13 protein-coding genes are annotated in these 12,672 nt (G+C 47.4%); 1 reads left to right on the forward strand and 12 read right to left on the reverse strand.

Annotated elements, in window-relative coordinates; translation table 11 throughout:
- Positions 1-32: 32 nt before the first annotated feature.
- Positions 33-1,544, forward strand: a complete 1,512-nt coding sequence (locus tag Q9R36_RS01265) for a glycine betaine uptake BCCT transporter (protein ID WP_311224411.1) — start codon at positions 33-35, stop codon at positions 1,542-1,544.
- A 428-nt stretch (positions 1,545-1,972) separates the two neighbouring features.
- Here Q9R36_RS01265 and paaX read toward each other — a convergent pair whose 3' ends face one another.
- From paaX to Q9R36_RS01325, 12 genes are all read right to left on the reverse strand, one after another.
- Positions 1,973-2,848 carry a phenylacetic acid degradation operon negative regulatory protein PaaX gene (gene paaX, locus Q9R36_RS01270; RefSeq protein ID WP_101547659.1) on the reverse strand — a complete coding sequence of 292 codons (876 nt, stop codon included), beginning with the start codon at positions 2,846-2,848 and terminating at the stop codon, positions 1,973-1,975.
- 126 nt (positions 2,849-2,974) lie between these two features.
- Complete coding sequence (locus Q9R36_RS01275) at positions 2,975-4,174, reverse strand: acetyl-CoA C-acyltransferase (RefSeq protein WP_311224412.1); 1,200 nt, start codon at positions 4,172-4,174, stop codon at positions 2,975-2,977.
- Positions 4,171-5,034: a 3-hydroxyacyl-CoA dehydrogenase gene (locus Q9R36_RS01280; protein ID WP_101547657.1), complete on the reverse strand. Its 864-nt coding sequence runs from the start codon at positions 5,032-5,034 to the stop codon at positions 4,171-4,173. The genes Q9R36_RS01275 and Q9R36_RS01280 overlap by 4 nt, the downstream gene beginning before the upstream one ends.
- 71 nt (positions 5,035-5,105) lie before the next feature.
- The gene (locus Q9R36_RS01285; protein ID WP_101547656.1) at positions 5,106-5,879 is read right to left on the reverse strand and encodes an enoyl-CoA hydratase/isomerase family protein; all 774 of its coding nucleotides are present in this window, start codon (positions 5,877-5,879) and stop codon (positions 5,106-5,108) included.
- A gap of 13 nt (positions 5,880-5,892) precedes the next feature.
- Complete coding sequence (locus Q9R36_RS01290) at positions 5,893-6,201, reverse strand: EthD family reductase (RefSeq protein ID WP_101547655.1); 309 nt, start codon at positions 6,199-6,201, stop codon at positions 5,893-5,895.
- Between the two features lie 36 nt (positions 6,202-6,237).
- Positions 6,238-6,738 carry a 1,2-phenylacetyl-CoA epoxidase subunit PaaD gene (paaD, locus tag Q9R36_RS01295; RefSeq protein WP_101547654.1) on the reverse strand — a complete coding sequence of 167 codons (501 nt, stop codon included), beginning with the start codon at positions 6,736-6,738 and terminating at the stop codon, positions 6,238-6,240.
- A 16-nt stretch (positions 6,739-6,754) separates the two neighbouring features.
- Positions 6,755-7,573, reverse strand: coding sequence for a 1,2-phenylacetyl-CoA epoxidase subunit PaaC (gene paaC, locus Q9R36_RS01300; protein WP_129612275.1), 819 nt, complete (start codon positions 7,571-7,573; stop codon positions 6,755-6,757).
- A complete protein-coding gene (gene paaB / locus Q9R36_RS01305; RefSeq protein WP_101547652.1) occupies positions 7,551-7,916 on the reverse strand; it encodes a 1,2-phenylacetyl-CoA epoxidase subunit PaaB in 366 nt (121 codons plus the stop codon). Before paaB ends, paaC begins: the two co-directional genes overlap by 23 nt.
- Positions 7,917-7,931: 15 nt before the next feature.
- Positions 7,932-8,888, reverse strand: a complete 957-nt coding sequence (paaA, locus tag Q9R36_RS01310; RefSeq protein ID WP_129612276.1) for a 1,2-phenylacetyl-CoA epoxidase subunit PaaA — start codon at positions 8,886-8,888, stop codon at positions 7,932-7,934.
- An 18-nt stretch (positions 8,889-8,906) separates the two neighbouring features.
- A complete protein-coding gene (locus Q9R36_RS01315; protein ID WP_311224413.1) occupies positions 8,907-10,241 on the reverse strand; it encodes a phenylacetate--CoA ligase family protein in 1,335 nt (444 codons plus the stop codon).
- 233 nt (positions 10,242-10,474) lie between these two features.
- Positions 10,475-10,903, reverse strand: coding sequence for a hypothetical protein (locus Q9R36_RS01320; RefSeq protein WP_311224414.1), 429 nt, complete (start codon positions 10,901-10,903; stop codon positions 10,475-10,477).
- A gap of 963 nt (positions 10,904-11,866) precedes the next feature.
- The gene (locus tag Q9R36_RS01325) at positions 11,867-12,625 is read right to left on the reverse strand and encodes a TraR/DksA C4-type zinc finger protein (protein WP_129612279.1); all 759 of its coding nucleotides are present in this window, start codon (positions 12,623-12,625) and stop codon (positions 11,867-11,869) included.
- Between the last annotated feature and the right edge of the window lie 47 nt (positions 12,626-12,672).

Consider the following 12,672-nt stretch of genomic DNA (forward strand, 5'->3'; position numbering starts at 1 on the left):
CTGTTCATCTGTGAAAGAAGGGAGAATAAATTTTGAAGCAAAAACTCGCGGTATTCTACATATCCGTACTATTATTACTTGTACTTGTACTTGTTGGAATTTTTGCACCAAATCAGCTTGAAAATGCGACTGCCGGACTTCAGGACTTCATCAGCAACGCTTTCGGATGGTATTATCTCATTCTGGTTACACTGCTGGTCATTGTCTGCCTCTACTTCCTGATCAGCCCGATTGGAAGGCTGAAGCTTGGAAAACCTGAGGACAAGCCTGAGTTTTCAAGGGTTACCTGGCTTGCCATGCTGTTCAGCGCAGGGATGGGGATAGGATTGGTCTTCTGGGGAGCGGCCGAACCTCTTTCCCATTACGCAGTCAGCTCGCCAACCGGAGAAACCGGCACTGCAGAAGCACTGAAAGATTCTATGAGGTTTACCTACTTCCATTGGGGAATCCACGCCTGGGCTATTTATGGGATTGTCGCACTCGTACTTGCCTATTTTAATTTCAGGCATGACGAACCTGGACTGATCAGCGCAACTCTGAAGCCCATTTTCGGCGATGCCGTTAAAGGCCCGCTGGGCAAGGTCATCGATGTTATCGCTGTCCTTGCTACCGTGATTGGTGTAGCCACCACCCTTGGTTTTGGAGCTGTCCAGATAAACGGAGGCTTGTCCTTCCTTTTTGACATCCCTTCCAATTTCGTTGTGCAGCTGATCATCATATCCATCGTGACAGTACTTTTCATGATTTCCGCCTGGTCCGGACTTGGGAAAGGCATAAAGATTCTCAGTAACGCGAACATGGGTCTGGCCCTTGTCTTATTCGTTCTCATGTTTTTCATTGGCCCCACCCTGTTCATCCTGAACCTGTTCACCAATACAATCGGGACCTATCTGCAGTCTCTCCTTCAGATGAGCTTCCGGATTGCGCCATTGGATCCCGGCACACGTGAGTGGATCAACGGATGGACAATCTTTTATTGGGCCTGGTGGATTGCCTGGTCGCCTTTCGTCGGCATATTCATTGCCCGCGTCTCGAAGGGGCGCAGCATCAGGGAGTTTGTATTTGGCGTCCTTCTCGTGCCGACTGTCATCGGTTTTCTGTGGTTTTCCACGTTCGGCGGCTCGGCGATGTATCTTGAGCATGTGAAGAATATTTCAATCTCAGGACTGGCAACTGAGGAAACCCTTTTCGCTGTTTTCTCAAACTTTCCGCTTGGAATGGTTCTTTCCATAATTGCCATCATTCTTGTCAGTACATTCTTCATTACGTCAGCTGACTCCGGCACCTATGTCCTTGGCATGATGACAACCAATGGGTCCCATACTCCAGGCAACAGAATAAAACTTACATGGGGCATCCTGCTTGCCGTCATTTCTCTTGTACTCCTGTACAGCGGCGGGCTGCAGGCACTTCAAAATACCATGATTATCGCCGCCCTGCCGTTCTCGGTCATCATGGCCCTTATGACTATATCCCTTATCAAAGCATTGTACAAGGAATCCAAAGAACTGGGGATCGGTCAGATAAAAAGACGGAAACAGTAGAAAAGCGGAGGCGACTGTTTAGGTGCGACAAGCATAAGACGAGCAGGACGGAAGGTTGTTCTTTAACCTTCTGGCCTGATTGGCTTATGACTCGAGCACCTAGGAGCCGGAGCTGGACAGTAGAAAAGCGGAGGGCGCTTGCTCAGCCCCGACAAGCTTAAGCCAAGCAGAGCGGAAGGTTGTCCTTTAACCTTCTGATCTGATTGGCTTAAGACTCGAGGGGCTAGCGCCTGGAGCTGGACAAGTAGAAATGCGGAAGCGGCTTGCCCAGAGCCGACAAGCATAAGACACGCAAGAATAAAAGGCGTTCTTTGCCTTTAATTCTTGTGTGGCTTATGACTCGAGGCTCTAGCCGCTGGAGCTGGACAATAAAAAGCGGAGGGCGCTTGCTCTCATAAAAAAAGAGACCTTTGCGGGTCTCTTTTTTTTCATTCAAGGATATAGGGATGATCCAAAACGTCATAATCATCTTCCCTGCTGCCGATTTCATTGCCGTCTTTGAATACAGCTTCAAAAAAACGGGATGCGGGTTCTGCGAGTTCTTTATAATAGTCGCTAAACAGCGAAGCTGCATGGGCTCCGAGCCACTGATCGGGAAGAAGCTCCGCAGGCAGGCCTGGATCGACGAAAAGAAATTTCCTGTATTCATGGACCAGCTTTGTCCTTTCCACGAAACAGTCTCCATCTGTCATAAGCCCTTTCTGGATCCTGCTCTTTGCGATAATGTATTTCTCGCTGTATTCACTGATGAACTTCTGGTATTTCCCATTGATTTCGTCCAGGTCCCAGCTTTTTCCGACAATTCTTCTGTTCTCATGCGGACCTTCATATTCGGCGATGAAAAAGTCCACATATTCTTCAATTTTATATTTATCAATCAGATCGGAAACCTGCTTCTCCAGGTTATTCGCTGAAATCCAGCAGCTGCTGGAAAAAGAGCCGAATCCGCTCCAGACCAGCTCTTTTCTCAGTTCATCCCTGACAGATCTGATTTCCTCCGGTATCGTGTACATAAGCATGCGCCATTTGCCGTCCCATTCTTCCGGCTTCAGCTTGAAGATCCGTTTCCCGGCCTCTTCTATTCTTTTACGGCCCCGCTCAGTCAGAGAATAATAGCTCTTATTGCCTGCCTTTTCGGCTTGCACCCAGCCTTGCTTATTCATCCTGGAAATAGCTGCTCTCACCGACTGGTCATTATGCCCGAATTCACTTAAAAGCCTGATCAGGCTGCCTATCCAGATTTTGCTTCCGTAGTGGGAGATATAATCTCCATACAATGTAAATATCATTGATCTTGTATTCAAAGCTTCTTCATCCTTTTCTTTCCTTCTGCCATATGCTGTCCCAAGCTGCAGAGACGGATGGCCCGGCCTCTTTTGTGCAACATATATATATTACATGAAAATTCTTATTTTTGAAACAGAGGGATCTTATTGTTCCCACCGCTCCAGGATCGACGCGATCCCCTGCCCTACACCCACGCACATCGCCGCCATGGCATAGCGGCAGTTCCTTCTTTTCATTTCATGGACAAGTGAAGTCAAAATCCTTGCCCCGCTTGCTCCAAGGGGATGGCCAAACGCGATGGCGCCTCCATTTACATTAACGCGGGCAGGATCAAGGCCAAGCTGTTCAATGCAGGCAATCGACTGGGCTGCAAAAGCTTCGTTCAACTCAATGAGGTCTATCTCATTAATTGAAATGCCAGCCCGTTCAATGGCCTTTCTGGCAGCCGGCACAGGGCCGATTCCCATGATAGAAGGCTCAACGCCTGCAACAGCAGAAGCTGTGTATTTTGCCAGCGGCTTGAGCCCTAATGCCAGCGCTTTGTCCGCACTCGTCAGCAAGAGGGCAGATGCTCCATCATTGATGCCGGATGAATTTCCTGCAGTTACTGTCCCTCCGGAAAACAGCGGCTTCAGTTGGCCCAGCTTCTCAAAGGTAGTATTTGGCCGGGGATGCTCATCAGCCGAGACGGTTTTTGCCTCACCTTTGTTTAAGCTTACCGGGATTATTTCATCTGTCAGCCTTCCCTCCACTATCGCTGCCTTCGCTTTCATCTGGCTTTCAAAAGCGAATAGATCCTGCTTTTCCCTGGATATCCCGAATTTATTTGCTACATTTTCAGCAGTTTCCGGCATCGATTCTGCTCCATACATCTCCATTAATGCAGGATTTGTAAATCGCCAGCCGATTGTGGTGTCATATAGTTGCATGTTCCCCCTCTGGAACTCATTTTCCGGCTTACACATGACAAAGGGAGCTCTTGTCATGCTTTCTGTCCCTCCTGCAATAAAAATATCACCTTCCCCAGCCAATATAGCCCTTGCCGCATAATTGACCGCATCAAGACCTGAACCGCAAAGCCGATTAACTGTTGTACCGGCTGTTTCGACCGGCAGCCCTGCCAGAAGGGCTGCCATCCTGGCCACATTCCGGTTATCTTCACCGGCCTGGTTGGCATTTCCCAACACGACTTCCTCAATGTCCCCTGGCTGTACCTGTGGATTTCTTGCCAGCAATCCTTTTATGGCAACAGCTGCAAGATCATCCGGGCGGACAGATTTCAGGAGCCCTTTAAACCTGCCGATCGGGGTGCGTACAGCATCGATGATGACGGCTTCCCTCATTGCTTCAGCTCCTTTATACCGTATTCATAAACGCCGCGGCCTGACTTCCTTCCAAGCCGGCCTGCTTTAACGTACTGCTCAAGAAGAGGTGCCGGCCTGTATTTTTCACCAAGCTTTTCATGAAGATATTTGAGATTGTTCAGCCTTGTATCAAGACCTACCAAGTCCCCCAGTTCAAATGGGCCCATCGGATAATTGAGCCCCAACTTTACCGCTTTGTCGATTTCCTCAGGAGTCCCTACCCCTTCCTGAAGCATATAGAAAGCTTCGTTGCCGACAAGAGCGCTGATACGGCTGGTAACAAACCCTGGGAATTCATTGATGATGACGGTTTCTTTGCCCATTTCTGCTGCAGTCTGCCGTATATATTCAACACATTCATCGCTCGTCTCAAGCCCTTTTACAATCTCCACTAGCGGCATCCTGTGAACCGGATTAAAAAAGTGCATGGCCAGCACCCTGTCCGGCCTGCCGGTAAATGAACCGATTTCCGTTGGACTCATTGTGCTGGTATTGCTTGCAAAGATGCAGTGAGGCGGCGCATGCTGATCAATCACCTCGAATATATTCCTCTTGATTTCAAGCCTTTCAGGGACAGCCTCAATGATGAGGTCGGCCTCGGCAGCATTAGCTGCAAGGCTGACTGAAAAATGCAGCTTCTCCCAGGTACCAGAAACCTCATTTGCTGTCAGCTTCCCCCTCTGCACACCCTTATGCATAATTGATGAAATTTCTTTTTCAGCATCCTTGAGCTGGGAATCGCTGATGTCAACCAGGACAGTCTGAAAACCGCTGGATGCACTGACATAAGCAATGCCCCTGCCCATGACCCCGGAGCCGATGACCACTATCTTTTTCATTCTTATCCCCCCGTACTCGATTTGAATAGAAAAAGCACCCAGGAGCGAGTGCCAAAATTTCAAGTGTGAAGCTACATGCCTATAAAAGCTGCCTTCCTCTTCTCGAGAAAAGCCTGAACACCTTCCTGATGGTCTCTTGTAAGCCCGGCCAAGCGCTGTCCTTTTGCATCCTCTTCCAGGTAATCGGCGAGATTCAGTTCCCAGCAATCCTTCAGCTGCTTTTTAATCAAGCCTGCGGCTGCAGTCGGGAGAGCTGCTGCTCTATCAGCGAACAGTCTTACACCCTCCTCCCAGCTTTCGTGGGGAATCACCCTGGTCGCCAGTCCAAGACGCAAAGCTTCTTCAGCTGTCACTTTTTCCCCCAGAAGGGCAAGCTCAAGCGCTTTTGCCTGGCCAATCAGCCTGGGCAGGAAGAACATATTGCCTGCATCAGGAATCAGGCCAACATGTATAAAAGATTGAATGAAGCTTGCCTTATCGGAGACAAGCCGGAAATCGCAGGCGAGCGCCAGGCTCATTCCTGCCCCTGCTGCAACACCATTTACTGCTGCCATGACTGGCTTTTCACAATGATACAGCTCCATGACCATAGGATTGTACCTTTTCCGCAAAATTTCTCCATGATCTGTATTTTCGCTGACACTAGCTAGATCCTCGCCCGAACAGAAAGCCCTGCCTTCGCCGGTTATGACAATCGCTCTTATCTTAGGGTCAGATCCGGCCTCCCGCAAAGCCTGCCCAATTTCACTGTTGAGTTCAGCTGTAAAAGCGTTCAGCTTTTCGGGCCTGTTGAGCCTGATCCAGGCAATTTTTCCTTCAGCTTCATAAATAATTGTCTGATACATGGGCCACGCCCCCTTATTCTGCTGTTTCCTCACCAATCATCAGGGTGATGAGATCTCCAGCAAAAGACATGGCATCCTTGCCGGAGGCTTTTCCTTCATCAGTTTTCATTGCAGCTTTAAGCGCTTCATGACTGTCATAAAACATTTCGCACATAAGATAATACTTGCCTTCTCCACCCATGGGACTGCCGGTTATTCTGGTAACCTTCATTTCCCGAAGCCCCGGGATCTTGGCTGTGAGGGGTACATGCGTTTGAAAATAATGCTCATCGAAAGCTTCCTTATTTTCCGGGTGCTTGTAAAGCGCGATCAATTTTACCATTTCTATCATCCTTTCAATCTATAAGTTTAATTATGCCTATAAAAGGCTGGATACCGGCTTCATTGCTTCAAAAGGATTCTTGCATGCACGGCAGTACAGCAGGCTCCTGCAGGCAGTCGGCCCGAATATATTTTCAAGAGTGGTGTAAGGAGAGCTGCAGTAAGGGCAATCCACCTTCCATTCTCCGGTTTCTTCCATTCTTTCCGGAGCCGGCGCGATGCCGAATTCCTTCAGATGCGTTTTGCCTGTCTCGGAAATACGGTCAGAAGTCCAGGGAGGATCATAGATGAAACGCACTTCAAAGGACTGTTCGAGTTCCAAGTCCCCGAGTTTTTCTTCAACGCTCCTCTGAATCATTTCAAGGGCAGGGCATCCCAGAAAAGTGGGCAAAAGCTCAATCACTATTCTTTCTTTCTCCGCCTGCACTTTTTCGACCATTCCAAGTTCAATAATGGAGACAGCCGGAATTTCCGGATCTTTGACTAGATCTAACGCTCCGAGAATAGATTGCTCGATCTCGCTTCTGGCTTTGTCCATATATGCACTTCCTTTTTTACCAGCTAGCTGCCGGGTCGCTTCTGTACACTTCAGAGAGTGTGTCCAAAGCTTCTGTTAAGTCTTTGGTATGCTGGCCTTCTCTCCCATTCCCAAGTTCGAGCCCAAATTGGCGCGGAACAAGAGAGCCGGCTGCTTCAAATACAGATGACAGTTTTGCTTCCAGACTTTTTAATAGCTGATTTTCCCCGGCTATCAGACCCTCGGCCTGCATTTCTTCTGCAAGCGGACCCAGATTCAGGAGGTCCCCCATCATGGTATAGATGCTGGATGCCGCTTCCTCCATGCGCCTCCTGGCCTCCCCGCCGGCCAGCATCAGCTGCAGGAACCAGGTTTTCCAATGAAGGAGATGGTAGTGCAGTTCCATGCTTATTTTCACAGCAGCTGTCCGGAGCGGAAGAAAGGAGGAAGTTTTCAGCGATTCCATTTTCACTTTCTTTGCGTATACATAGAGAAAATTACGGACGACAGCAAAAGCCCAATCATACTGCGGATTCTGCAGATAATGGCCTGGCCCATTCGCTCTTTCGGCGAGTATGCTGTTCCTTCTTTCTTCAGCCTTTCTTAAATGGGCCAGATCATCTGAGTTTCCTTCCCCCGCTTCCTCCAGGATCTGATAAAACATAGCGGCATGACCCATGGTGTCCTGGCTTATAGAGGAAAAAGCAACATCCTCTTCAATATGCGGGGCTAGGCCGAGCCACTCTGATCCTCGGTATGAAAGGATGAAATCGTCATCAGCAAGCTGGTATAATAGTTCAATGGCAGCCCTGGAAGCTTTTTTTCCGGGCAGCTCAGCCTTCAGTTCGACTGTCAAGGTTCCCGTTCCCTCCCCAAGAAAGAATTTCTTTCTCATCAAGCATATTCTGTTCGTACTGGCGCCATTTCTTCTTTAAATATCCGTATCCCTTTGCAGTCCTGTAATCCTTGTTATCGAGCCGCTGAAGGGTGAGCCTCTCCTCCGGATCCATCTTGCGGATTTTGGAACGCTTGACGACCCAGATGTCGGCCACCTGCTCTCTTCTCATGAAATTTTCCTGTGCAAAAACTAGGGCAAGCTCTTCGTTTGGAGCCAGCAGCGAAAACTGATGCTGCATAGGTGACGTATCCGTTTTTTTGCTGAACACTTCGTATTCACTGTAAAATTCAGAAGCAGGCACATGCTCCCTCCTTTCTTAATTAGCCTGCACACTCAGTGCATCCCGGACCCATTGGGAGGACCGATAGGCATCACGGCGCAGACTCAGCCTTTCAGCCGATTTTGGCCCGCTGTTGCTGATAATTTCCTTAAAGCGGCTCCAGTCAGGCTGTTTATATTTCCATCCTGTATCTTCACTGTATCCCAGGGTCGGATCCGGTATGGTCAATCCTAGTGAGAGAATCCTTGGCACATACTTGGAAAAGAAATCCTGGCGCAGCTCTTCATTTGTTTTCGTCCTGATTTTGTACTTAATCGTAATATCCTGCTTGGACGTGCCGGTCGCCCGGGCATCTGCCGGGCCGAAAAACATCAGCAATGCTTCCCACCAGCGATTGACCGCATCCTGGACCAGCTCTCTCTGCTTTTCTGTCCCCTCTGCCAATGCCATGATGATCGCCTCACCATGCTGGGCATGGAAAACCTCTTCAGCGCAGATTCGTTTTAATGCTCTTGCATAAGGACCATAAGATGAACCAAGCATATTCGTTTGGGTGATGATGGCTGCACCGTCCACCAGCCAGCCTATAAGCCCGGCGTCCCCCCATGTCGGCGCCTCCATATGAAAAACATTATGGAATTTAAGCTTTCCTGTGAAAAGATCTTCCATTATATCTTCCCTGCTTTTGCCGAGCGGCAGCATCAGATCCTCTGCCACCCGAAGCAAAAGCTGTCCGTGTCCCATTTCATCCTGGACCTTGGCCATAATGCCCAGCTTTCTTTTTAGTGTCGGAGCTTTGGGAACCCACTCCTTTTCAGGAAGCGCGCCCATAATTTCGCTGATTCCATGCATGCTGATCAGCTTGATGAGCGTAAGCCTGTAATCTTCAGGCATCCAATCATCAGCTTCTATTTTTTCCCCATCTGAAATCCTGTCCATAAAGTACTCCAGCTTTTCCTCTTCTGATAAAGAAGAATGCAGCTGTCCTGCCATAATGTCAGCCTCCTTCTTTCAAATCCCGCTTATCGCTTTAGGGGCATTCGAATGATCAATAATTCTCACGGCTTTTCCCTCAGACCGGGGAATGCTTTTCGGCGGATGAAGTTCAACGGAAATGGAAATATAGCATTGCGATTTTAAATGGTCTTTAAGTCTCTTTTGAACTCCTATCGCATAATCGGAGCCTAAATCACCGCCAATTTTTGAAAAACATCCTTCCTCCAATTCAATGTGAAGGACAAGTGATTTCAGCGCCTTGCGGGAATGGAGTGCAATCTGATAGTGAGGAGAGATATCTTCCTGGCCAACCAGACAGCTTTCAATCTGGGAAGGAAAAACATTGACGCCGTTGATATTAAGCATATCGTCGATCCTGCCTTTTACCCTCGACATCCTCGCAGTTGTCCTGCCGCATCTGCACGGTTCCTTTGACAGGCTGGCAATGTCGCCAGTCCGGTAGCGGATGACAGGAAAAGCCTCCTTCGAAATGCTCGTAAAGACGAGTTCACCCTCATACCCCAAAGGAAGCGCTTTCAAAGTTTCCGGGTCAATGACCTCCGCAATAAAATGGTCTTCCGCTATATGCAGCCCATCCTGAGCTTCATGGCATTCCATGCTGATGCCAGGACCCATGACCTCGCTTAAGCCGTAAATGTCGCAGGCTTTGATAGCAAGCTTCCTCTCCAGGACCTCCCGCATTTCTTCCGACCAGGGCTCTGCACCGAATATCCCGTATTTCAGCGATGTTTCTCCAGGATCTATCCCCATTTCCTCCATCTTCTCTGCAAGATTCAGAATATAAGAAGGAGTTCCGCATATAACTGAAGGTTTGAAATCCTGAATGAGCATAATCTGCCGTTCTGTGTTGCCGCCTGAGACAGGTACAGTGGCCATGCCTAGATGTTCGCTGCCATAATGCAAGCCGAGGCCCCCGGTAAAAAGCCCGTAGCCATAAGCATTATGAAGGCGTTCGCCGGGCTGTCCGCCGCCAAGCGCTATGGCACGGGCGACAAGCTCTGTCCAAATATCAATATCCTTCTTTGTATATCCGACCACTGTTGGCTTCCCGCTCGTGCCAGAAGATGCATGCAGGCGGACCACTTTATCCAAGGGAACAGCAAAAAGGCCAAACGGATACTCGCTCCTTAGATCGGCTTTCTCTGTAAATGGCAGTTTTTGCAGATCTTCAAGTGTCTGAATGTCCTGGGGTAATAGGTTAGCTTCAGAAAATCTTTGCCTGTAAAATGGCACTTCGCGAAAAACTTTTGCAGCTGTACTCTTAAGCCCTTCCAACTGGACCATATCAATACTTTCTCTGCTCGCATTTTCAATGCTATGAAGAATCAAAGGACACCCCCTATTCCCATTTATCCATATAACGTTAAAAATTCGTTTCGTTAATCAACTGTTATACCATTAAGATAACCCGAATAAAAAACGTTGTCAATTTATTTTTCAGAAAATTCAATTCGATATAAATTGCTGAATGGGAGAGTCTTCTTTCGTTCGATGCTCCTATAAAGAATGATAAAAAACCGGCAGGAGAATTTTATCTCCTGCCGGCTTGTTTATTAAACCTACTATTCCCTGCATTGGCCCTGTGGTGTGCATAATTCCTGGAGAGAAAAGTCTCCTTCAGGCAGTGAAATAAATGTAAACCCATCCTCGCTGTATAATTCCCATCCCTCAAAATGGCAGCTGTCATGAAATAAATCCAGAACAATCGAGCCGGAGAAAGTAATGCGCAGCACCTTAATTTCTTCCATAAATTTCACTTCACTCACCTGGCAGCCAATGAGTGACTCTTTGAGCTGTACATTTGCAGGAACGTCGCGTGAATCGCTGCTTCCAGCCATAATTTTATTTTCGCACTGAAGCCTCCAAGGACATTCAGCGACAAGCCCTCCTGCTGTGAACTCCACTTCAAGCAGAGAATTTGAGCCAATAATGACATTGACAATAGATTGCTTTTCAAAATGCGAAAAATCGATATCACTTAATTTGCTCATATAGTTTTATTCTCCCGGCTTTGTATACTTCATTTAAACATCGCAGAACTGGTCTGTAAGTACCTTACCTTTTATTTAAAAATTGACTAATCGTTTTTGTATATATATTTTGTTTGAATACCTATCTTAAAAAGCTGCCTGCATGGATGGAAGCTTTCTGTTTTTTAATATGAGGGTTTCAGATTGCTCAACTGAGACCCTCTGATTTGGTTTTTCCGGTTTAGAGGGTTTCAGGTCGCTTTTCTAAGACCCTCTGGTTGGCTATTTCCGGGTTTAGAAGGTTCTAGTCCGTTTGTCTAAGACCCTCTAGTTTGGTTTTTCCGGTTTAGAAGGTTCTAATCCGTTTGTCTAAGACCCTCTAGTTTGGTTTTTCCGATTTAGAGGGTTCTAGTCCGTTTGTCTAAGACCCTCTAGTTTGGTTTTTTCTGTATAGAGGGTTCTAGTTTGCTTGTCTAAGACCCTCTGGTTGGCTTTTTCCGGTTTAAAGGGTTCTAGTCCGCTCCTCTAAGACCCTCTAGTTTGGTTTTTTCAGGTTTAGAGGGTTCTAGTTTGCTTGTCTAAGACCCTCTGGTTGGCTTTTTCCGGTTTAGAGGGTTCTAGTCCGCTCCTCTAAGACCCTCTAGTTTGGTTTTTTCAGGTTTAGAGGGTTCTAGTCCGCTCCTCTAAGACCCTCTAGTTTTGGTTTTTACTGTATAGAGGGTTCCAGTCCCCTCACTCTAAATTTCCTTCATTTTCCTGAAAAATTCCCTTTTCATCCATTATGATTAGTTCTATTATATCCTTGAAAAAATAGCATGCCAAATCATTAACCATCATTTTCAGTAGTTGGGGTGTATCTGTTGAGCCACTAAGAAACGCAAAAGAACTTGGGCTGAGTTAGAATCGCATGCTTTTAATGAATCCTCCGCAAGCTGAAAATACAATGCAGCCCTTTCAAAAAGTAAAAAAGCCAACTCCTAAGAGTCAGCTTTCGTTGTCTTCGACATATGGATCATGTTCATAGGCAGGAAGGTCGCCGAAGGTTGTCATGATGCCTTCTTCATCAAGCGCCTCTTCATACCTTTCATGCTGTGCATTTGGGTATACTGTAATGTTCTTGCCTTCAATATCTGTACCAATGAAGTTTTCATAATCCTCGACATAGCCGATATTTTCTTCTGCTTCGATATTGGTATCATTATAATGGTCATGCGGAACAATAAAGTCGGATGGCGTCTCGGAGTTGCCCCAGCTTTCGACTTCCTGCCACGCATCCTCGGCATCAAATGATACATTTTCATCCTGTTCATCCATGTCGAATTTGCCGAAAGGTGGCATCAGCACCCCTTCTTCAATCGGCCTTTCATGTGAAGTAACCTGGTCAGGGCTGTGCTCCTTGCAGTATGTTGTATTCGGGAGAGCTTCAAGGCGTTCCTTTGGAATTTCTTTATGGCATACTTCACAAATCCCATAGGTTCCCTTGTCGATTGCCTGCAGCGCTTTCAGGATATTGTTCAGTTCAAGCTTATAGTGCTCGTTCAGCGCGAGGTCTTTCTCACGTTCGTAGAGCTCAGTTCCTTCGTCACCAGGATGGTTATCATAGCTGGACAGCTCCCCGACTGATTCATGCGGATGGTCCCTTGTCAGGTCGAAATTATCATTAGACTGAAATCTTTCTTCGAGATCTTTTTTTTCATGCAATAGCTGGGAACGGAACGCTGCTATTTCGTCTTTAGTAAGCAAGATTCCATCTCTCCCTTCTGTTTTGTTCTACCTATATTTTGGGATGT

Source organism: Bacillus sp. AG4(2022), from assembly GCF_031844465.1.
In the GTDB taxonomy this organism is placed as follows: Bacteria; Bacillota; Bacilli; order Bacillales; family Cytobacillaceae; genus Bacillus_AB; species Bacillus_AB infantis.

Bases quoted from the DNA above. Each gene is read 5' to 3' on its own strand.
- paaA (WP_129612276.1), bottom strand. From the start codon at position 8,888: ATGGCAGGACAGCTGCATTCTTCTTTATCAGAAGAGGAAAAGCTGGAG.
- Q9R36_RS01290 (WP_101547655.1), bottom strand. From the start codon at position 6,201: ATGGTAAAATTGATCGCGCTTTACAAGCACCCGGAAAATAAGGAAGCT.
- Q9R36_RS01320 (WP_311224414.1), bottom strand. From the start codon at position 10,903: ATGAGCAAATTAAGTGATATCGATTTTTCGCATTTTGAAAAGCAATCT.
- Q9R36_RS01275 (WP_311224412.1), bottom strand. From the start codon at position 4,174: ATGAGGGAAGCCGTCATCATCGATGCTGTACGCACCCCGATCGGCAGG.
- paaD (WP_101547654.1), bottom strand. From the start codon at position 6,738: ATGGACAAAGCCAGAAGCGAGATCGAGCAATCTATTCTCGGAGCGTTA.
- Q9R36_RS01280 (WP_101547657.1), bottom strand. From the start codon at position 5,034: ATGAAAAAGATAGTGGTCATCGGCTCCGGGGTCATGGGCAGGGGCATT.
- Q9R36_RS01285 (WP_101547656.1), bottom strand. From the start codon at position 5,879: ATGTATCAGACAATTATTTATGAAGCTGAAGGAAAAATTGCCTGGATC.